Below are 21,248 nucleotides of genomic sequence, written 5' to 3'. Positions count from 1 at the left end.
GTATCTGTTTTTAGTTGATTTCTACCTGTATCTCATAGGTTAAGGTTAATACCAATTCTTCTAAATACGCTTTAAAAGCATCTTCTGAAGTGAAATTAGGATTTGAAAGTTCCCAGCCAGCAACGGCATAATAAGTTAAAGGGATTCCGTTTTTAATTTTCATTTGAGCTAAAAAAGAATTGGAAAAATTTCCTTCTTTAGGGGCTTCTTTTATTCCTAGAAAGTCTTTTGTGGGTACAATGATTGCCATACCCAACCACCATACTTTATCATAGGTTTGTTTATCGTGTGTGTACAGCACGGTGTACTTATCCCCTACATTAACTTGTTGTACACTTTTATCTGTGTTTATATTAACCAAACCAATGGCTAATGTTTCGTCTCCCCTTAGATTATTAAAAAGTACTTGATTTTTATACCCGTACATTCCTGGCCAAATAGACGTTTTTTCATAAACAGTATAAGGCCAACCTGCGGCCTGCCAATTTAAATAACTTAATTGCAGGGAAGAATAAACCGGACCTTCATCTAAAATTTTAAATGATGTTTTTTCAACATTATTTATGGTATCTGTGACCGTTATACCCAGACGCAACAAAGAATCTTTGACCATAAGGCCATAACCACCTAGCCCTACAGAATTTCCTACGGCCAAGATATCCCTACCCCAAGGCTCCATAACATGGTAATTATCTATTACTTTGCCAAGACTATCTAAACCAACTGTTTCCGGTGAAATGGCCGCTGTCTTTTTCCCGAACAAATCTTTGGCATTTCTTCCATCAAAATAATGCCTAAATCCTACCTTATCGTTCTCCCAAGTAGGACCATCTGTTTGGTAGGGTTGATAACCCAAAGCTTTAGGAACTTCCGTTTTGTAAAAGCTATCACTAGTTCTTGCAGACACAGCTTCGTTGGCGTTATCCCTTTTTCCAAAACGTACACTAGTGCGTTTTGGAAATTTTGGTTTCTCTTTTGTTTGTTTTAGGGTTACCTGTATCTTCTCTTTCGGCTCAAAATTGGCCAAAATAAAGTAATGGTCTTTTTTGCCATCTGTATCCACATCTATTTCTTGATATGCCAAGGTATCTTTATCTACAAGAAAAAGCGGATAAAAACCTGATTGCACTTTTAATTTTAGACTGTCTTTAGCTATTACAACAGGTTTATCTTCCATTTTAAATGAGGAAGGGTTACTAAAGGTTAATGCTGTATCCGCGTCATTATTTGTACAAGAAAAACCGATGCTTAAAATAGAAGCAAACAATAGTTTATGAATTGTTCTCATATTTATCTTTTAAGGTTCTGTATATGCTAAAGTTACAGTCTTTTTGGTCTCATATTAATTTTGCTCTATTTCCATTACTAGTATATCGCAAGCTGTAAATCTGCTTGAATTAAATAAAACCCATTTGCCATCTGGGCTAATGGATTGATGCATATGTGCCTCGCTTGAAAAGGGACTAACGCTTGTTTTTCTATGCCCTTGGGTAAGAAGTAGCTGTTCCTCTGGATTTTTGGTATTTATTCTATAAAGCTTACCATCAAAAGTATCTCCTAATATATACTTACCGTCTGGGGTAGCGTTGCAATGCCAATAACCACCATCAGTTGTTTGGCCATGAAACGTAATTTTATTGGTTTCGGTATTTATAGAAAAAATACCAGTTTTATTGGCATTTAACCTATCTAAGTGCCCCATTAAATGAAACAATACTTGGTTTGCTCCCATAAATACCTCATGGGTTACCCAATCATCTGCACGTTCTCGGTACAAAGCCTTATTGGTAACTTTTCCATCTGGTTGTACGGTAACGTACCACATGCGTTGTGGGGCATCTCCCCTAGTTTCCCAGCAATACAGAAAGGAGTTAGCTTTATATGGGTTTGCTTGCAAATGACCTACCCAGAAAGGTACCTCCAATAATTGTTTGGTAACTCCCGTTTTAAAATCCAATTGATAGATACCATATAACTTGTCCGCTAGTTTAGAAGCAAAATAAATCTTGTTTTCCGTTGCATCTAAACCCATTCCCGTGGGTTTTAAAGTATCTGGAATAGTAGCAATTATTTTTTCATAGGCTTCTGGACTTTTAACATCCTCCATAGAGCTATCTTCCAACAGATTGTCTAAATCTATGCTAATTAGCTTATTCTTTTTAAATCTATACGCTTGGTTACTTTTCCAAGACAAATGAAAGTCATGATAGCTATTACCAGTTGTAATTTGCGTAATCTTATGGGTTTTGGTAGAAATGGCATAATACTGCCTAGTCTTGTCTTCTTTTGTTGCTGTTCTGTTTGATGTAAAAATTATGTATTTACCATCTGCTGTCCATTGCGGATGTGTTTGATACATTTTTGAATTATGATGTTTGGAAGTAGTTAAAGCGATTATTGTTTTTCCAGTTACTTTGTCTTTATAGGTAAAACTTTCTGAAGCAAAGGTTTGTCCAAAACTATCTGCTCCTGCCAAATCAAATGTTTTTGAAACATGATTTAGGGTATTATAATTAATTCCGTTAATTGTTTGTGCAGATAGCCCAGCAAAGCACCATAACATCGTAATTAATACCAGTCTATATATAATATTGGTCTTCATAATTTAAAAAACAAGTGCAGTTGCCAAAGCGCCTGCACCTGTTTGAAAAAACTAACTTATTCTTTAATAACCAGGGTTTTGCTGCAAATTAGGATTCGCTTCTATAGCTGCCCTAGGTATGGGATACAAGGTTCTAAAGTCTTCAGAAACTTCTTTAAACTCCCAGGCATCCCCAAATTTTCCAAAACGTATTAGGTCTCTTCTTCTAGACATTTCAAACGCCAATTCCCTACCTCTTTCGTCCAAAATATCATCTAAGGTAACCGCGGTCAACAAGGTTGCGTTGCTACGCTCCCTCACTTGATTTACCAAAGGAAGGGCACCACCGGCATCTCCGTTTCTTAATAAAGCCTCTGCTTTTACCAAAAGAATATCCGCATAGCGTACAAAGGCAATATCATTACCTGCATTACCACCATTTGTATTAGGGTCTAGGCCCCATTTTACCCACTTGATACCAGCATTCATTGGTTGTAATCGTATTCCAGTTGCGGGAATGATTTCGTATGGAACCGGACCTTCGGTTGAAGTATCAGGATTATACAAAGTGGAATTGTTATCTGGCACAATGCGTTCTACCATTACCACTTCGCCATTTCTTGGGTCTGTTAGCGGTCCATAACCTATGAACATTGATTTGCGGTCATCTTCATCTTCATACTTATTCATTACAGAAGGTCTGGTACCAAAACCATTTTGTGGGGTGTAGGGCAAACCAAACAGCCCACCTTGTATACCCGGTAAAACCTTTTGAACTAATGGATGGCCAATACCACCAGAAATATCTGGAGAGTAAACAGCGCCAAAAATAAATTCGGCATTATTATCATTATTGTATACAAAATTGTCAAAGTAATTGGGCAATAAGCTGTACGCACCAGAGTTTATTACCGCATCTGCATTCGTAATCGCTTTATCATACATGGCGTTACCTGTATACACCTCTGCATTTAAATAAATAATTGAAAGTAATGCATTCACAGCTTCTTTTGTAAACCTGCCATAGTAAGCATTTCCTGCTTCACTTTTAGTTGGTAGGTTCTCCAAGGCCGCCTCCATTTCTGTAGTTACAAATTGAAAAACTTCTGCTCTAGTATTTTGTGTTGGCAAATTCAAAGGGTCAACCTTAGGGTCCGTAAAAACAGGAACGTTACCAAATAAATCCATCAAGAAAAAATAGGCATAAGCCCGCAACGTCCTTAATTCGGCAATAGGACCATCTACCAAGCTACCGTCTAAACCTGAATTTTCTAAAGAACTGATTAAGGCATTGGTTTGCCCCACGGTTCTAAAATATGTATTCCAAGCACCACCAATGTAACCATGGCTCGCATCCCACTCATGTTCCATTAATTGTGAGAAATTGGCACCGCCCCACCAGCCTTGGATTTTTTCGTGAACCACAACTTGATCTGCAGACAATTCTAAGCATCTATATTCCACGCCCATTCCAGTGGTACTGGCAAAAAACCTGTAAACCCCAGAAAGCGAGGAAAGTATTTGCTGTTCATTGGCGTAGAAGGTTTCTGGTGTGTAAATAGAATACGTTTCTTCTTCTAGAGAACAACCTGCAAACGGGAGCATAACACACAAAATCAGAAATCTTGCTACCGCTTTTTTTAATTTTATATCGTTTTTCATCTTATTTTTTTTAGAAAGTTAAACTGGTTCCTATTTGGAAAGTTCTAGGTCTTGGGTACACCAAATAATCGATACCAACAGACCTTGTTCTAACTTCTGGGTCAAAGCCAGAATATCCTGTAATCACAAATAGGTTACTGCCAGAAACATAAACCCTCGCTTTTTTAAATACCTTAGAAGTATCTGTATTAAAATTGTAACCTACCGTAACATTGTCTAATCGTAAAAAGCTAGCATCTTCTATCCATTGCGAAGAATATTGGGCAACTTGTTCCCTACTAGCACCAGTATCAAATGCAGAACGCAAAACATTAATACCTGGAAACTGACTAGTATAACTAAATTCTGCCCTAGTATTATTGTACATATCATTGCCTATTGTACCTCTAAAATTTATATTGGCATCTAACCTTTTGTACTTAAACGTATTATTGAAACCAAAAATTAAATCTGGGTTGGCATCGCCTATAGCTACCTCATCGGCTCCTTCTACCCCGTCTTCGTCTAGATAGGTTTCCATACCATTTGCATCATAACCCGTAAACTTCCATCCGTAAAAAGTATTTAAGGGTAAACCAGGTTTAATAATCTTGGTAGACGTTTGGTTGCCAACTACACCAGAACCACTTGATGTTCTAATTTCATCTCTCTGAAAATTCTCATTAGACAAGGAGATAACTTCGTTTTTGTTAGAGGATAGATTTAGATTAGTACTCCAAAACGCTGTACCGTTATCTATAATATCTGCATTAATACTAAACTCTATACCCTTATTCTGTACCTCACCAACATTGGCCCACTGGGTGGTAACCACAGATGGTGCAGCGGTAGAAAAGGATAACAATAGGTCGTCTGTCTTTTTTATATAATAATCAATAGAACCATAAACTCTATAATCAAACAATCCATAATCCAAACCAAAGTTAAGTTGACTTGTTTGTTCCCATTTTAAATCTGGATTTTGAAAGTTTGTAGGCAACACACTGGGTACCGCTTGCCCACCAAAAACATATATAGCAGAACCGGATATTGAAAGTTGTTCTAAATATAGATTATTGGGAATTTCTTGATTACCCGTTACCCCGTAACCCAATCTAAATTTTAAATTATCAAGTTTGGAATTTTGCATAAAAGGCTCATCAATAATATTCCAGGCCAATGCCCCAGAAGGGAAAGTACCCCATTTATTATTGGCTCCAAACCTAGAAGAACCATCTCTTCTTAAGGTAAAGGTCATTAAATACCTATCTTTTAATTTATAATTTAATCTACCGTAGTACGATGCCAATCTATTGGCGTCTTTAAATGAAGTATTGGCACGGATAGTACCAGACTGTATTAGGTTCCATTGGGTAGCATCTGACACAAAATTATTGGCAGAAGTAAAGGTGTTTTCCGTAAGAAAACGTTGATAAGAATAACCTGCCAACAATGTAATTTGGTTATCTGGATTAATCTCCTTGTCATACGTTAAAGTAGTTTCTGACAATACGTTGCTATTGGTGTATTTATTGATAGAGCCGAAACCTCCTTGGCCTTCTCCGGCTGGATGCGTAGATGGTATAAATGAGTATCTATTTACCTTTTCATTGCTATAACCAAAACTAGTTTTTAAGGTTAAACCATCTATTAGTTCATAAGAAGCATTCATGTTTCCTAAAAACAGGGTGTTGGTGCTTTCATCCGTTACATCTCTCCAAGAAACCGGGTTTATACGCAGAGCACCTATTTGGTAAAAAGAACCATCTTCGTTATAGACCGGTAGTGTTGGTGCCCATCTAATGGCATCTTTTAAAATATTACCACCTTCATCTGCAATATTGGAATTTAGAGCAGGGCGTTGCTCATCTATGTAGGAATAGGTCATATTTACCCCTAGCTTTAATTTATCGTTTAAAGCAGAGTGGTTCGCGTTTAATCTTCCCGTATATTTCTTAAGCCTAGAACTTAATAAGACTCCTTCTTGATCATTTAAACCCAATGAGCCTGTTACGTTTGTAGTCTCTGAGCCTCCTGCGAAAGAAATATTGTGGTTGTGTGTTATGGCCGCCCTAAAGATTTCTTTTTGCCAATTGGTATTGGCACCAAGGTCTGAGAAAGGTAGATCATTCTCTGTAGCCCTTTGCCTGTACTCATCTGCAGACAATACTGGTAAATATTCCCTAACGCTTGAGACACCTGTATAGGCATCATACGTAATAAAATTTCCAAACTTACCCTTGTTTTTGGTAGTTATAACAATAACACCATTTGCCCCCCTAGAACCATAAATAGCAGTTGCCGAAGCATCTTTAAGAACGTCTATACTTTCTATATCTGCCGGATTTATTAAACTAAGCGGATTGGTAGCTTCTTCTGATAAGGGCGAAGAACCAGAGGTTGCCACAGAAATATTATTATTGGCACTACCAAATTGTAAAGGCACACCATCTATTACATAAAGTGGATCATTACCCGCAGAAATAGAACTTGTTCCCCTAATACGAACCGTAGAAGATGCCCCTGGCATACCACTGCTCTGCACTATGTTTACCCCTGCTACCTTACCTTGTAGTAACTGCTCTGGTTGCACAGGCAAAGCATCCACAAAGTCATCAGATTTTACAGAAGCAATTGCCCCTGTTACGTCTTTTACCTTTTGTGTACCATAACCTACCACCACAATCTCATCTAGTAATTGTGAGTCTTCTTCCAAAACAACATTTACAGCGGTTTTTCCGTTGGCATTAACCTGTTGAGTTTTAAAACCAACATAGGAAAAGACAAGAATTGAAGCACTATTGGTTTGTAGGCTAATGCTATAGTTACCATCAAAATCTGTGGTTACACCATTAGCTGTACCCTTTTGGATTATATTAACCCCAGGGATAGGTTCCCCATTTGCATCTGATACCTTACCAGTTACTGCTGTTTGCGCTATTAAGCACAACGGGGAAAGCAGTAAAGCCAGAAAAACCGACCATGAACTTAGTTTAGAATTTAGTGATTTTTTCATTTGTTTGTTTTTAGTGTAATCGATTACAATTAATCAATCGAGACGAAACTAGAGATTTGATATTACCCCCCTATCCTGTACTATCCTGAGTAAATTCTTTATTTTATTGATTATACAATAATATAAAGCGGTTTTTACCTGAAAATTTTCAATATAATTGAATTTAAATTTGCTTGCGGAATAAAAACTTGAAGTTCCCCGTTTTCATAAGAATAATGAGGAGATTTATTCCCATTTGTTCCTTTTTGGGCTAATGGCTTATTGTTTAGCACAACTTTACTTGGCGCAGCTTCTAAATTGAACTTCAACCAATAATTTCGTTCATTTAATCTATAATTACCGGTAGGCTTTTCAATAAAAACTTGTCTTGAATCTCCTTGCCATTCGGTCATTTTAACTTTGGTTAAAGCAAAATCATTCTTAGTTTGGTAGGCCATAGATGATCCGTCATCGTCATATAGGTTAAATTCACCAGCATTGTTGCCATAAAAATGTAACCAGATATTTTTTACCGGCTCTTTGTCTATAAATTGTACTAATTTTTGCTGTGGAATTATGCTTCCAGACCTTACAAATAAGGGTAAATGATTCTTGGGGGTAAGTACGCTTATCCGCTGTTTACCATCGTATATTTCTCCACTCCAAAAATCTATCCATTTACCTTCTGGAAGGTATACTACCCGTGTTTGTGCTCCTTTAGTAGTTACAGGGCATACCAGTAGATTGGGGCCAAACATATATTGGTCGGTTATACCATACGTTTGTTCATCGTCTTGATGATCCAATACCAAAGCTCGCATTAATGGCACTCCCGTTTTGTATTGTTGGTAAGCACTACTATAAATGTAGGGCAACAACTTATAACGCAATTCATCGTACTTTTTAAAATTAGCTAAAGCTTCTTCCCCATAATTCCAAGGCTCTTTGTAGCTAGGATGTTCCATTCCAAATAAATGCGCTACTGGGCTTAGCATACCAAATTGCACCCAACGCATATAAAGCTCTACATCAGAAACATGCTCAAAACCACCCATGCAGTGCCCCCAATAACCAACACCGGACATACCAATATTTAAACCAGCCAAAATAACTGGTTCAAAATATTGCCACTCACTGGGCCAATCTCCTGCAAAAATATATGGATAACGTTGAATACCCGCGTAACCCTCCCGAGTAAGATTTAAGCCCCTTACTTTATTGAAGTCTTGAAATTTTAAAAATGGGGCCCTAGCATAGGCCAAAGGAAATAAATTGTGAAGCGGTACTATTTCTTTACCCTGCGGACCCGTTTTATCACTCTCGTTAGCCTTGTGCCCAAAGGCACTACCCTCATCTGTTTTTAAAAACATAGCACCTTGTTTGGCTACATTCATTACACCATTAGACCACCACCAATCTACAGCAGATTGCTCAAAGAAATTTACGAACTCTCCTGTACCATTAGGTTCTGGATATACATGATTCAATGCTCTGGCCTTATCCAAAAGGCGCATGGTTTTACCATTGTCAAATCTTGGTCTTAAATGCACCCCAACCATGCTAAAATTTTGTGCATAAACGCTATCGAACATAGCCTTTGGGTTTCTAAACGTGTCTCGCCATTCAAAAGAAGTAGCTCCTTTACCACCATTTTCACCAAAAATGCGCCAAGTACTATCTAAATGCAACACATCTACCGGTATCTTATTGGCTCTAAACTTTTTGGCCAATTCTACCACATAGGTATCAGATGTTTCTGCCTCGTGCCCCCATGTACCTCCACTGTAAGTTCCTACATGTAATCCATGTGCAAATTTGGGCAACAAGGGTGCCCTGCCCGTAAGGGCGGTGTAATTACTTAGAATAGTTTTAAAAGATGGGCCAGCCATAAAATAATAATCTAACTTACCACCAGATGCGGTAGCAGTAATTTTAGAAGTATCTGAGTAACCCAAGTCCCATTCTGTTGGGTAGGCCGTATTAAAAAATAATCCGTACCCCTTTGTACTCATTAAAAATGGAATTGGACTATAATTGGCTTCCAAAATATTGTAAGCCCCAACTATATGCGGCAATCCCTGCCCCCTACCAACATTTAATTTGGTTTTAGTGCCTTTACGATCCAATACGTCCATACGTTCACCTAAACCAAAAAAATGTTCCTCTGCCTCTAAAGTTTTAGAAAAACCAACCTTCTCCTTAGATTTAAATCCACCTCTGGCTAAATTACCTTCTCCCAATAGGGTTTTTCTATTTGTGTCTAAGAAACTTATCTTAAAAGGGCTTTTGGTTATCTTTATAAGAATAGCATTGGTAACCAATTCTATAAAGGTTTCGTTTTCTAAAAAAGATGTTTGGGCCGTTGGCCATTTTTTATCTGGTACCATTAAAGGGTTGCTCTCATAAAAATCGCCCTCCCATGATGTACTTATTCTAACTAGGTTATCTTGTAGAATTTGAATTCTCACTTTACCCTTTGTAGTGGTAAATATATATTCTGACGGATTGGTTTTAAGGGAACTTTGATAATCACCTAAATTTTCTTGGGCAAACGTATTACCAAAAACGAATGCAAATTGCAGATATATTAGTAGTTTAATTTTTTTAATTGCCATGTTTAAGTAGTTTTTAGTTGGTGGCCTGGCTAAAACTAAGATGTCTCTATAAGGTGTGCATCCTGTTGTATATGGTAACCGTTCTAACAGGATGCAACAGGACGGTAGAATTTAATTGGCAGTCTATTTTTAGCTTTGCTTACAACTGATAAATCGAATTCATGGGTAACACCAAAATCATATCTCTTCTATCGCTTTTTACCATCTTCTGTTACGCTACTAGCGCACAAATGGCAACCGAACCCATTTATACCTATGATACCACCAAACCATGGACGCGATGGTGGTGGATGGGTAGCGCCGTGGATAAACCCAATATAACCCAATCTCTTATCGACTTTAAAGAAAAAGGAATTGGAGGGGTAGAAATAGCGCCCATTTATGGAATTCAGGGAAAAGACAGCTTAGAAATAGATTACCTATCCTACAAATGGGTACAGCTATTACAACATACCATAAGAGTTGCCGATAGTTTGGGTTTGGGTGTAGATTTTACCTTGGGGACCGGTTGGCCTTATGGCGGGCCACAAGTAGAACAGAAATATGCAGCTACCAAACTACATATTGCAAAATACGAAATAGCAAAAAACACCAAAAAAACTTATGAATTACATCCAGATTTATTTACTGATAAAAAGGTTACCAAACTACTCGCGGTAATTGCCAAAGGACATCATACTAATAGAACCATCAATTTAAAAGTTGATGCAAAACAACAAGTTCGTTTTAAGGCTAAACAAGAACCCTACACGCTTTATGCCTTTTATGAGGCCAAAACAGGACAAGTAGTAAAACGTGCCGCACCTGGTGCAGGTGGATTTACACTTGATCATTATTCTAATGAGGCACTTTTGGATTATATAATACCATTTAATACCGTTTTTGACACTATTGGTTTAAGACCACGTGCCATTTTCAACGATAGTTATGAAGTTTATGGTACTGATTTTACACCAAACTTTTTAGTTGAATTCAAAAAAAGAAGAGGCTATGATTTAGCAAACCAGCTATTACATTTAACAGATACTACCAATAATACAATTTCTAATAGGGTAAAAGCGGACTATAGAAGAACATTGGGGGACTTGTTGTTGGAAGAATTTGATTTGCCTTGGACCAAATGGGCCAATAACCAAAAGATGAAAACCAAGTTACAGGCACATGGATCTCCCGGCAATCTACTAGACCTATATGCAGCCTCAGACATTCCTGAATGTGAAACCTTTGGTTCAATGCCTTATGAAATTCCTAATTTTAGAAGGCTGCCAGAAAATATTAGAGAAGGAGATGCAAATCCTATGATGCTTAAATTCTCTTCTTCTGCAGGACATATAGCCAATAAAAAACTCATTTCTTCAGAAACTTTTACTTGGCTAAGAGATCACTTTAAAACTGCCCTGGCCCATTGTAAGCCAGAAGTTGAAGACTTATTTTTAAACGGTATTAACCATGTATTTTTACACGGTTCCACTTATTCTCCCACAGAGGCAGACTGGCCTGGTTATAAATTTTATGCTTCTGTAAATTTTAATAGAAACAATACTATTTGGGAACATGCAGATGGTTTATTTAGCTATATCCAAAATTGCCAACGTTTATTGCAAAAAGGTTCTCCTAATAATGATGTATTAGTGTATTGGCCCATACATGATGTTTGGCATAAAAGTTTAAATAATCAATTGTTCTTTCAATTTAAAATTCATTCGTTGGATGAGTGGCTTTTAAACACCTCTTTTTACCGCACCGCAACCCAAATTGCAAAAGAAGGCTATAGTATAGATTTTATATCGGACAGATGGTTAGAAGAAGTTAGAGTTGTAAATAATCTAGCAAAATTACCTGGAGGAAATTATAAAGCTATTGTTGTACCAGCTACAAAATATATTCCCTTAGAAACCCTTAAAAAGTTATTAGACTTAAAAAAAGAAGGTGTTCCGGTTTTGTTCATGGGCAAACCCGAGTCTGTGCCTGGATTTTATGAATATCAACAACGAGAAAAAGAATTAGAAAAATTAATTGATGCCGCTAAACTAGAACTAGTACTAGAAGAAAATATTACGGCAATTTTAGAACAACAGGGTATACAACCAGAAACCCTTGCTCAAACAGGATTAAAATTTATACGTAGAAAATTTAACGATCAAGATATTTACTACTTGGTAAATCATACAAATAAAACTATTGACGCCCCTATACCATTTTCTAGAAATATGGAAAAAACAGTTTTATATGATCCTCAATTAGCTATTTACGGAAGTGTACCATCTCAAAATAACCAACTTCGTATTCAGTTAAATCCTGGGCAGTCAATTTTTGCAATTAACAATTACGACAAGAATGTTCCTGAATGGATATATAAAACCGAAGAAGAAAAACGTATTGAGTTAACTAATTGGTCGCTCGAGTTCACCAAAGGAGGGCCAACATTACCTTCTAGCAGAAAACTAGACTCCCTAAAATCTTGGACCAATTTAGATGCTGAGGCTACCCAATTCTCGGGAACAGCAAAATATAGTACCACTTTTGAGTTGACCAATAAAGCAGCTAAAAATTTTGTGCTAGATCTAGGAGATGTAAGGGAAAGTGCTAAGGTTTGGGTTAATAATGAATATATAGGAACTGCTTGGCACGTACCATTTAACTTACCGGTAAACAATCTAAAACAGGGTACGAACACCATAACCATTGAAGTTGCCAATTTACCTGCGAATCGCATAAGAGCGAAAGCCCTTAATGGAGAAAAATGGCAGATTTTTAAAGAAATAAATATGGTTAATAAGGATTACAAACCTTTAGAAACCGAAAAATGGCAGCCGGTACCTTCTGGACTTTTAGGCCCTGTTACCTTAATCGAATTAAAATAATAATAGCGATGAAAAAATCTTTTTTAACTAGTTTACTTTTAGTACTCCCCTTTTTCTTATCAAGTCAAGCAATTGATAAAAAGGAAGTGCTTGACCATATGATTTTAGCCAACGGTTACTTTATGAAAAAGTGGCCAGATGTAGGTAAAACCATAATAACCAATAAAGAGAGGCCTAGCAATATTTGGACTAGAGGGGTGTATTATGAAGGTTTAATGGCCCTTTACCAAATTTGGCCAAAAGAAGAGTACTATAAATATGCCTTAGATTGGGCCAATTTTCATGAATGGGGTTTTAGATATGGAACCGCCAATAGAAATGCTGATGATTATTGCGCCGCACAGACCTACATAGATTTATACAACTTAGAGCCACAACCACATAAACTAAGAAAAACAAAGGCAACGTTAAACATGTTATTGCATACGCCCCAGTTAGATGATTGGTCTTGGATTGATGCCATACAAATGGGTATGCCTGTATTTGCTAAAATGGGTGTTTTGGAAAACGATGACCGTTACTTTGAAAAAATGTATCAAATGTATGCGTATACCAAAAACCAACATGGAGATAATGGCCTATACAATCCAGAAGATGCACTTTGGTGGCGCGATAAAGATTTTGACCCACCTTACACCGAACCCAACGGAGAAGACTGTTATTGGAGTCGTGGTAATGGCTGGGTTATTGGCGCCTTAGCCAAAACACTTTCAATAATACCAACCAATGCTCCGCATAGGGCAGAATATATAGAGGACCTTAAAGCCATGAGCCATGCTTTGGTGCCCTTACAACGTAAGGATGGCTTTTGGAACGTAAGTCTACACGACCCTAAAAATTTTGGCGGTAAAGAATTAACAGGAACGGCTCTTTTTGTTTACGCTATGGCCTATGGCGTAAATAATGATATTTTAGACAAAGAAACCTTTTTGCCTGTAATTGAAAAAGGCTGGAACGCCATGATAAAAGAGGGATTACAAGACAGTGGATTCTTGGGTTATGTGCAATCTACCGGTAAAGAACCTAAAGATGGCCAGCCCTTATCTAAAAGCAAAATTCCAGATTTTGAAGATTACGGTCTCGGATGTTTTTTATTAGCAGGTAGTGAGGTTTACAGACTTTAATAAATCAAATTTTAACCAATGACCAAACAGCTCCTATTACTTTTCTTTTGCCTGTCTATTAGTCTACACGGGCAAAAAACGCTTAAACTTTGGCCCAATGGCGTACCCAACGCAATAGCAACAAAAAACTATAAGGAAGAAACCCAATATGATGCATTAGGTATTGTTAAAGGAGTAAATAAGGTCTCTGTACCTGAGATCACCATATTTGAACCGGCTGAAAAGCTAAAAAATGGAACCTCCATCCTTGTTTTACCAGGTGGCGGGTATACCCACTTAGCTATCAATAAAGAAGGATTTAAGGTTGCTAAATGGTTAAACACCCTAGGCATAACCGCCATTGTTTTAAAGTATAGAATGCCTGCCGATGCCACTATGGAAACTAAATCTATAGGGCCCCTGCAAGATGCCCAAGAAGCCATCCGTTACATACGAGCAAATGCTGACAGTCTCGATATTGATGCGCAAAAAATTGGGGTTTTAGGTTTTTCTGCTGGCGGACACCTTGCTTCTACCTTGAGCACTCAATTTGATAAACAAACCTATACAAGCTCTTACAGGGTAAGCGCTAGGCCAAATTTTAGCATTTTAATTTACCCTGTTATAACCCTTAAAGACGACTTTACCCATAAGGGCTCTAAACATGCCTTACTAGGAGAAAAGCCATCCAAGAGCTTAGTAGAGAAATTTTCTAATGAATTGCAAGTAACCAACAATACGCCACTAACATTGTTAGTACATGCAACCAATGACAAAGCAGTTCCGGTAGAAAATAGTCAACAATATTACAATGCGCTTAGGAAAGCTAACGTACCAGCAGAATTATTAATTTATCAAGATGGTGGGCACGGTTTTGGTCTGGGAACTACAGGCACACACAATCAATGGCCAAAAGCTTGCGAAAAATGGTTGCGGCAAAATAAGTTCTTACCCCAAAAAGAGGTTTACCTATTTTCGTATTTTAAAGATAATGGAGAAGACGGTTTGCATTTGGCTTTTAGTAGAGATGGTTTGGAATGGAAAAGTTTGCACAAAGACCAATCCTTATTAAAACCAATTGTTGGTAAAGATAGTCTAATGCGTGATCCGTGCATTATAAAAGGACCAGAGGGGCTTTTTCATATGGTTTGGACCGTAAGTTGGACCGATAAAGGAATTGGTTATGCAAGCAGTAGAGACCTTGTTAATTGGAGCCAGCAGCAATTTATTCCGGTAATGGAAAAATTTGAAGGTACTAGAAACACTTGGGCACCAGAAATTACATATGATGAAAAAGAAAACCAGTTTATAATTTATTGGGCTTCTACAATTACCGGGAAATTTCTAGAGACACAGTCTAAAATGGATAATGGTTACAATCATAGAATGTACTACACCATCACAAAAGACTTCAAAACATTTAGTCCTACGCAATTATTTTATGAACCAGGTTTTAATGTAATAGATGCAACACTGCAAAAAACAGGTAATGGTTATGTTATGTTCTTAAAAGATGAAACTAGGGAACCACCACAAAAGAATCTTAAAATTGCATTTTCTAAAAATGCAAGCGGGCCATACTCAAAAGCTAGCAAACCTATTACTGGAAATTACTGGGCAGAAGGGCCAACTGCGGTAAAAATTAAAGATACCTGGTATGTCTATTTTGATAAATACATGGATCATAAATATGGTGCTATTAGTTCCAAAGACCTAGAAAACTGGACGGACATTTCCGATCAGGTAACTTTTCCAAAGGGATTAAGACATGGTACGGTTTTTACCGTTTCTGAAGATTTTTTTACCACTTTAAATTATCAATTGGAAGACTAAGGCATTACTTTTATCAGTACAAAATTTAGAAAATAGTGACTTATTAGGGCTATTAAAATTGTAAGTGGTGGGTAAAACCAAATAAGGGCACAAAATAGGATAGGATACCCAAAAGAAAACGCCAAAAGGGCAAACATAAATCTAAACGTATCTATAAATTCAGGTTCTGGAACTTTAGGCTTAACAACAAATTTCCACACTAGGTAAACCGGTAAATTTAAAACTGCCAGCAAAATCTTTGTAACCTTTATTTTTTTATTGCTTCTGGTTTGTTTAGGCGTTCCAAGAAACCCTTGCCGTATTCTTTTGTTTACCATTGCAGGAGAAAGGTAATCTACCTTTTCCGTATCTAAATGGTATAGAATTAACTCATAGCCATCTTCTTCGGGCACATGTACCGTAAGGTTCTTTAAAGCAAAGCTCACCTTGGTTTTTAAAGTTTCAATATTAGTTTTATCCTTTACCTCCTCTGGCGAAACAGCAATAGGTTCGCCATAGATTATTTTACAACTATCCCCAATTTGGGTAGGGCGCTTGTAATTTTGACCTACGGGTTGCAAATACATTTCAAGCTTTTCATTTACTAAAAACGCGCTTTGTAAAAGTCTGGTAAAGCCCTTGCTCAAGGGTCTAACCCTACGTTTTAGATTGTGGTTTGCCTCCGGAAATAAAAGAATGGCTTCGTTTTTACTTAGAAGTTGGCCACAAAAGTCAAAAATAGCCGCATTTTTAGCTAAAGCTGCCTTACCATCCCTTATTCTGTAAATGGGCAACATTTGTAGAAATCGAAAAAAATCCTTGAGCATTTTTCCTTTAAAAACATCGGATCGTGTTAGATACCATGGTTTTCTACTGCAGTGTGTAGCTATTATTAAAATATCTAATAAAGCGTTCTGGTGATTACTTAAAAATAAAATGGGTTTAGCTTTAGGGATGTTTTGTAAGCCTTCTATGCCTATCTGCTTGTAATAGGTATGTAAACCAATTTTTATCCAATATTTTATTGCGTAGTACAATAATTTATCCATTCAAAACTTTCTTTTTTGTACTTCCCATTCTACTCCAAATTGAGCCTAAAACCAAACCGGATACCAAATGCCATATACCCCAAAAGGCAGCAATTAGTGCCATGCCCCCAAGACCTTCAAAAAAAGTAAATATCAAAAGTAATCCTAAACCAGAATTTTGTATTCCTGTTTCTATGGTAATGCTTTTGGTATCTTCCATGTTAAGACCCATTAACTTTGATAAGGAAAAGCCAGTTATTAAGGCGATACAATTATGCAACAATACCAACCAAAAAATATAAGGAACGTATTCTAGAAATACCAATTTGTTTTTGCCAAGAGCAAGACCAATCAATACAATAAAAAACAACAAAGAAGCTATTTTAAAAAATTTACTCAGTTTTTTAGAGCGGATAGGAAAGTAGGTATTGCATATAATTCCCAAAATTAAGGGTACTACCAATAATAAAGCTACCAGTTTTACCATTTGCCAAGGTTCAATAGCCACATTTTGTAAAATTAGTTGCGTAGGCTCGTATAGGCCTCCCCAAAATTGAAGATTCAGTGGAGTAAAAAATATAGCCAACAAAGTAGCAAAAGCGGTAAGCGAAACAGACAATGCAGAATTGCCTTTAGCCAAGTGGGTTATAAAATTGGAAATATTACCACCCGGGCAGGCTGCAACCATAATCATACCTAATGCAACACTGGGTATTGGCCGTATTATCCAGACCAATATAAAAGTTAGAAAAGGCAACGCTATAAACTGACTAAGAATGCCCGTTAAAAGCAATTTTGGTTCTAAGAGAATTCGTTTAAAATCTGAAGGTTTAATTTCTAATGCTACCCCAAACATAACAAAGGCCAAAGCAATGTTTAGTGTCCAAAGTGCTTGCTCATCAAAATTTACTTTAACGTTATCCAGAATTTCTTCCAAAAAAAATACAGTTTAACTTAGTTCTGGAAGATAGTATTTTTAAATAAATTGGAAAGGTTGTTAAGGATGTTCAATTTTTAGTTTACGAACCATTTCCATGGAAATATTGCCAGAATAGGCACCGTAGGCATCTACCAATAACCCCTTTTCACCCGTATTGGTTTCAATTACATAAAGCACCGTATTATCTGCAGGATTGGTTTTGCCTTCAAAACGATAATATTTTACCACATTTAAAGTTTCGGCAAGATGTACGGTTTTTCTATTTTTATTTTCAATTCCGGCATCACAAAGATTATAATCTTCTACAAAGCCCTCTTGTTGTAAGGCGTTAATTGCAATTGATAATGAAGTATATGACTTTTCCATGGTATATTTTTTGTTTCTTAGAAACTAAGCAAATTATATTTGAATATCATTAAAACTATCTTAAATGGCTAGAACACCAAGTAATATGCTCCCGTTAGGCACTTTAGCTCCAAAATTTAGTCTGGCAGACACTATAGCTAACCGAACAATTGCATTAACAGAATACAAAGGTGCTAAGGGAACAGTAATCATGTTTATATGTAATCACTGCCCGTTTGTTATTCATGTAAATCCTATGCTGGTTAAACTGGCCAATACGTATCAAGAAAAAGGCATTGCCTTTATTGCCATATCTAGCAATGATGTTGAAAAGTATCCGCAAGATGCACCAGACCTAATGAAACAGGTTGGGCTAAAAGAAAAATACCCGTTTCCTTATCTGTATGATGAAACTCAAGAAGTTGCCAAAGCCTATGATGCAGCATGTACTCCTGATTTTTACCTTTTTGATAGCGACCTAAAATTATTTTATCGAGGGCAGCTAGACGATTCTAGACCTCAAAATGGCAAACCCCTCACAGGTAAAGACCTTATGGAAGCTATAGATGCATTACTTCAAAATAAACCATTAGATACTGTTCAAAAGCCTAGCTTGGGATGCAATATTAAATGGAAATAATTACCAATTATTTCGCACCATTAGATTTTTAATGTGAAAAAAGTGGTGGTTTCCATGGTGTACATAACGACCAACATTTTCTTTTAAATTGGTAACCACGTTACCTTCTGGATGTATAAATTCTCTAGCTAACAGAGATTTATCTAGCCCCCTTAGTAGATAAACCAATTTGGCATGTACTGCTTTTAAATGTTGTAAAGAAAGTTCTATTGGTGCCGTTTTGGTATCAAATAATTCTGCCCAAGCTTGTTCATTGTATGCCTTAATAAGGGGTTTATTTTCCGTAAGCGCCCATTTAAAACGCAGATATGAATTATGGTGACTGTCCGAGACATGATGGATTACCTGTCTAACCGTCCAGCCATTTGGCCTGTAGGGGGTATCTAATTGTGCTTCATTAAGATTTTTGACCAAGTCTCTCAGTTTATTTGGATATTCATCTAACTCATTTATCCACAGGTCAATTTGGGCATCTGTGATGGTAGCCGGAATCTGAAAATACCCAATTGGATAACGCAAATTCTCTAGTTCTTTATTCTCCATGTTTAAAGGTAAAACTTTAATAGACATTTAACCCTTTCAAATTCTATTAGATGGCTTAATCTAGTAAATTTATAGGATAATAAACACATAAATAATATGGCAACACTAAGATTAGGTGATAAAGCACCAGATTTCACCGCAGATACAACACAAGGAAGATTAAACTTTTACGATTATCTAGGAGATGGATGGGGAATTTTATTCTCTCACCCATCAGATTTTACTCCGGTATGTACCACTGAGCTAGGTACGGCCGCAAAGTTTAAAGATGAGTTTGATAAAAGAAATACCAAGATGATGGCATTAAGCGTAGACGACGTTGAATCGCATCATAATTGGATTAAGGATATTAATGAAACCCAGAACACCACCATAAATTTTCCAATAATAGGTGATGAGGATAGAACGGTTTCTAATTTGTATGATATGATTCATCCAAATGAAGACAGCACCTTTACCGTACGTTCTGTTTTTATTATTGCACCAGATAAATCTATCAAGTTGATACTAACTTACCCTGCTTCTACCGGAAGAAACTTTTATGAGCTTTTAAGGGTGTTAGATTCTTTACAACTTACTGCATACCATAAGGTAGCTACCCCTGCCAACTGGAAAAATGGAGAAAAAGTAGTGGTAAGCCCATCCATACCAACAGAAGAGGCCAAAGAATTATTTAAGGAAGGTGGCGTAGAAGAAGTAAAACCTTATTTAAGATTTACGGCAGATCCGTTCGCAGCTACTCAAGTATAGCTATTTTTTCTTAAAAAAATGAAAAGTCCTCAATTTTTGAGGGCTTTTTTTGTTTATAATAAAATTCTTACATTTTATGCGATTTTATACGCAACCTTTACTTCTTTGTTTATCTAGGTAATATACCTAAACCGATAAACACTTAACAATGACCACTTTTTTTAGCGTACTATCTATATTGCTAATCGTCAACCTTTTACTAGTTGCCGTAAGCGTAAATAGGAATAAAGAATAAGTTTTAACAATTTCTAGGTAGGGATTACCGTTTATTAATTGTTCTCAAGACAACAACAGCATTGTAAACACCATAACCATGAGTACATTTTTTTCAATTTTACTATTGCTTTTAGCACTAAATGCCTGCCTTATATTTTTTAGTGTAAACAAGGCCAAATAAAAAATCCCCTTGTAAAACAAGAGGATTTAATTTTATTGTGAGTAAGAACGTCTATTTTACGTTCATCAATTCTACATCAAAAATTAAGGTCGCATCTGGTGGAATTACACCGCCTGCACCCCTACTACCGTATGCCAAGTTAGACGGTATTACAAAACGGGCCTTATCTCCTACTTTTAACAAAGAAATACCCTCGTCCCAACCAGAAATAACCTGACCAACTCCCAATTGAAAATCTATGGGTTGGTTACGCTTGTAAGAAGAATCAAATACTTGACCGTTATCTAGGCTACCTTCATAATGAACCGATACGGTCTTACCCTTTTCTGCCTGTGCCCCGTTTCCTTTTTGGATTATCTTGTAACGCAAACCAGAGTCTGTCTTATCAAAACCAGCCGCTAATTTTTCCATTTGCGCCTCAGCTTTAGCTTTTTGTTCGGCTATACGTTTTTCTCTTGCCCCTTCAAAAGTTCTAAAGGCTTCAATTGCATTCCATTGCTCTGCTTCATCACCAACCCTAACAATTTCAAGACTATCTATTATATCGCCTTGTGCTATAGCATCAACAACTTCTTGTCCACTCTCTACATGACCAAAAACGGTATGCTTACCATCTAACCACGGCGTAGGAACGTGTGTAATGAAAAATTGGGAACCATTTGTTCCAGGACCAGCATTGGCCATAGAAAGTATACCAGGAGCACCATGTTTTAAATCGTCATGAAATTCATCATCAAATTGATAGCCTGGGCTACCCGTTCCAGTTCCTTGAGGACACCCCCCTTGAATCATAAAATCTGGTATTACCCTATGAAATTTTAATCCATCATAATACGGTGTTCCTTGTGGTTTGGCGTTATTTTCCATATTACCCTCTGCCAAGGCCACAAAATTACCTACCGTACCAGGCGTTTTATCGTGCGTAAGTTTTACTAAAATCTCTCCTTTTGAAGTATTGAATTTAGCGTAAATTCCGTCTTGCATTTTTTCATTT

The 21,248-nt window shown here is 36.9% G+C and carries 15 protein-coding genes; 5 read left to right on the top strand and 10 right to left on the bottom strand.

Annotated elements, in window-relative coordinates; genetic code table 11:
- Nucleotides 1–10 precede the first annotated feature (10 nt).
- The 5 genes from BUL40_RS13035 to BUL40_RS13015 all read right to left on the bottom strand — a co-directional run bounded on the left by BUL40_RS13035 (nucleotide 11) and on the right by BUL40_RS13015 (nucleotide 9,832).
- Nucleotides 11–1,288, bottom strand: coding sequence for a DUF4861 domain-containing protein (locus tag BUL40_RS13035; protein WP_080319604.1), 1,278 nt, complete (start codon nucleotides 1,286–1,288; stop codon nucleotides 11–13).
- Nucleotides 1,289–1,342: 54 nt separating this feature from the next.
- Nucleotides 1,343–2,602 (bottom strand): oligogalacturonate lyase family protein, encoded by a 1,260-nt coding sequence (locus BUL40_RS13030; protein ID WP_244901871.1) that lies wholly within the window; start codon nucleotides 2,600–2,602, stop codon nucleotides 1,343–1,345.
- A 63-nt stretch (nucleotides 2,603–2,665) separates the two neighbouring features.
- Nucleotides 2,666–4,243, bottom strand: a complete 1,578-nt coding sequence (locus BUL40_RS13025) for a RagB/SusD family nutrient uptake outer membrane protein (RefSeq protein ID WP_080319603.1) — start codon at nucleotides 4,241–4,243, stop codon at nucleotides 2,666–2,668.
- Nucleotides 4,244–4,253: 10 nt separating this feature from the next.
- Entirely contained in the window at nucleotides 4,254–7,238 is a 2,985-nt protein-coding gene (locus BUL40_RS13020; RefSeq protein WP_080319602.1) for a SusC/RagA family TonB-linked outer membrane protein, read from the bottom strand.
- A 134-nt stretch (nucleotides 7,239–7,372) separates the two neighbouring features.
- Nucleotides 7,373–9,832 (bottom strand): glycoside hydrolase family 31 protein, encoded by a 2,460-nt coding sequence (locus tag BUL40_RS13015; RefSeq protein ID WP_080319601.1) that lies wholly within the window; start codon nucleotides 9,830–9,832, stop codon nucleotides 7,373–7,375.
- A gap of 161 nt (nucleotides 9,833–9,993) precedes the next feature.
- On the opposite strand from BUL40_RS13015, the gene BUL40_RS13010 reads away from it, so the two are divergent.
- From BUL40_RS13010 to BUL40_RS13000, 3 genes are read left to right on the top strand one after another with little or no spacing between them, the layout of a single operon-like run.
- Nucleotides 9,994–12,696 carry a glycosyl hydrolase gene (locus tag BUL40_RS13010; protein ID WP_080319600.1) on the top strand — a complete coding sequence of 901 codons (2,703 nt, stop codon included), beginning with the start codon at nucleotides 9,994–9,996 and terminating at the stop codon, nucleotides 12,694–12,696.
- A gap of 8 nt (nucleotides 12,697–12,704) precedes the next feature.
- On the top strand, nucleotides 12,705–13,820 hold the full coding sequence (locus BUL40_RS13005) for a glycoside hydrolase family 88/105 protein (RefSeq protein WP_080319599.1): 1,116 nt from the start codon (nucleotides 12,705–12,707) through the stop codon (nucleotides 13,818–13,820).
- A gap of 18 nt (nucleotides 13,821–13,838) precedes the next feature.
- Nucleotides 13,839–15,632, top strand: a complete 1,794-nt coding sequence (locus BUL40_RS13000; RefSeq protein WP_080319598.1) for a prolyl oligopeptidase family serine peptidase — start codon at nucleotides 13,839–13,841, stop codon at nucleotides 15,630–15,632.
- Here BUL40_RS13000 and BUL40_RS12995 read toward each other — a convergent pair.
- From BUL40_RS12995 to BUL40_RS12985, 3 genes are read right to left on the bottom strand one after another with little or no spacing between them, the layout of a single operon-like run.
- On the bottom strand, nucleotides 15,629–16,660 hold the full coding sequence (locus BUL40_RS12995) for a 1-acyl-sn-glycerol-3-phosphate acyltransferase (RefSeq protein ID WP_080319597.1): 1,032 nt from the start codon (nucleotides 16,658–16,660) through the stop codon (nucleotides 15,629–15,631). The two genes, BUL40_RS13000 and BUL40_RS12995, sit on opposite strands and share 4 nt — an antisense overlap.
- A complete protein-coding gene (locus BUL40_RS12990) occupies nucleotides 16,653–17,576 on the bottom strand; it encodes a bile acid:sodium symporter family protein (protein ID WP_080319596.1) in 924 nt (307 codons plus the stop codon). The genes BUL40_RS12995 and BUL40_RS12990 overlap by 8 nt, the downstream gene beginning before the upstream one ends.
- A gap of 60 nt (nucleotides 17,577–17,636) precedes the next feature.
- On the bottom strand, nucleotides 17,637–17,945 hold the full coding sequence (locus BUL40_RS12985) for a phosphoribosylpyrophosphate synthetase (RefSeq protein WP_080319595.1): 309 nt from the start codon (nucleotides 17,943–17,945) through the stop codon (nucleotides 17,637–17,639).
- 64 nt (nucleotides 17,946–18,009) lie between these two features.
- Between BUL40_RS12985 and BUL40_RS12980 the strand changes: the two genes are divergently transcribed.
- On the top strand, nucleotides 18,010–18,564 hold the full coding sequence (locus BUL40_RS12980) for a thioredoxin family protein (RefSeq protein WP_080319594.1): 555 nt from the start codon (nucleotides 18,010–18,012) through the stop codon (nucleotides 18,562–18,564).
- Here BUL40_RS12980 and BUL40_RS12975 read toward each other — a convergent pair whose 3' ends face one another.
- A complete protein-coding gene (locus BUL40_RS12975) occupies nucleotides 18,565–19,107 on the bottom strand; it encodes a YfiT family bacillithiol transferase (protein ID WP_176465484.1) in 543 nt (180 codons plus the stop codon).
- Between the two features lie 96 nt (nucleotides 19,108–19,203).
- Here BUL40_RS12975 and BUL40_RS12970 point away from each other — a divergent pair, with 96 nt between their 5' ends.
- Nucleotides 19,204–19,857, top strand: coding sequence for a peroxiredoxin (locus tag BUL40_RS12970; RefSeq protein ID WP_010517509.1), 654 nt, complete (start codon nucleotides 19,204–19,206; stop codon nucleotides 19,855–19,857).
- 448 nt (nucleotides 19,858–20,305) lie between these two features.
- On the opposite strand, the gene BUL40_RS12965 is transcribed toward BUL40_RS12970, so the two are convergent.
- On the bottom strand, nucleotides 20,306–21,238 hold the full coding sequence (locus tag BUL40_RS12965) for a peptidylprolyl isomerase (RefSeq protein ID WP_080319592.1): 933 nt from the start codon (nucleotides 21,236–21,238) through the stop codon (nucleotides 20,306–20,308).
- Nucleotides 21,239–21,248: the final 10 nt, after the last annotated feature.

The organism is Croceivirga radicis (assembly GCF_002072105.2).
GTDB classification, from domain to species: Bacteria; Bacteroidota; Bacteroidia; order Flavobacteriales; family Flavobacteriaceae; genus Croceivirga; species Croceivirga radicis.
This window is presented reverse-complemented; position numbering and strand designations above follow the sequence as displayed.

Coding starts and splice junctions, on each gene's coding strand:
- BUL40_RS13035 (WP_080319604.1), bottom strand. CDS start 1,288: ATGAGAACAATTCATAAACTATTGTTTGCTTCTATTTTAAGCATCGGT.
- BUL40_RS13030 (WP_244901871.1), bottom strand. CDS start 2,602: ATGAAGACCAATATTATATATAGACTGGTATTAATTACGATGTTATGG.
- BUL40_RS13025 (WP_080319603.1), bottom strand. CDS start 4,243: ATGAAAAACGATATAAAATTAAAAAAAGCGGTAGCAAGATTTCTGATT.
- BUL40_RS13020 (WP_080319602.1), bottom strand. CDS start 7,238: ATGAAAAAATCACTAAATTCTAAACTAAGTTCATGGTCGGTTTTTCTG.
- BUL40_RS13015 (WP_080319601.1), bottom strand. CDS start 9,832: ATGGCAATTAAAAAAATTAAACTACTAATATATCTGCAATTTGCATTC.
- BUL40_RS13010 (WP_080319600.1), top strand. CDS start 9,994: ATGGGTAACACCAAAATCATATCTCTTCTATCGCTTTTTACCATCTTC.
- BUL40_RS13005 (WP_080319599.1), top strand. CDS start 12,705: ATGAAAAAATCTTTTTTAACTAGTTTACTTTTAGTACTCCCCTTTTTC.
- BUL40_RS13000 (WP_080319598.1), top strand. CDS start 13,839: ATGACCAAACAGCTCCTATTACTTTTCTTTTGCCTGTCTATTAGTCTA.
- BUL40_RS12995 (WP_080319597.1), bottom strand. CDS start 16,660: ATGGATAAATTATTGTACTACGCAATAAAATATTGGATAAAAATTGGT.
- BUL40_RS12985 (WP_080319595.1), bottom strand. CDS start 17,945: ATGGAAAAGTCATATACTTCATTATCAATTGCAATTAACGCCTTACAA.
- BUL40_RS12980 (WP_080319594.1), top strand. CDS start 18,010: ATGGCTAGAACACCAAGTAATATGCTCCCGTTAGGCACTTTAGCTCCA.
- BUL40_RS12975 (WP_176465484.1), bottom strand. CDS start 19,107: ATGGAGAATAAAGAACTAGAGAATTTGCGTTATCCAATTGGGTATTTT.
- BUL40_RS12970 (WP_010517509.1), top strand. CDS start 19,204: ATGGCAACACTAAGATTAGGTGATAAAGCACCAGATTTCACCGCAGAT.
- BUL40_RS12965 (WP_080319592.1), bottom strand. CDS start 21,238: ATGCAAGACGGAATTTACGCTAAATTCAATACTTCAAAAGGAGAGATT.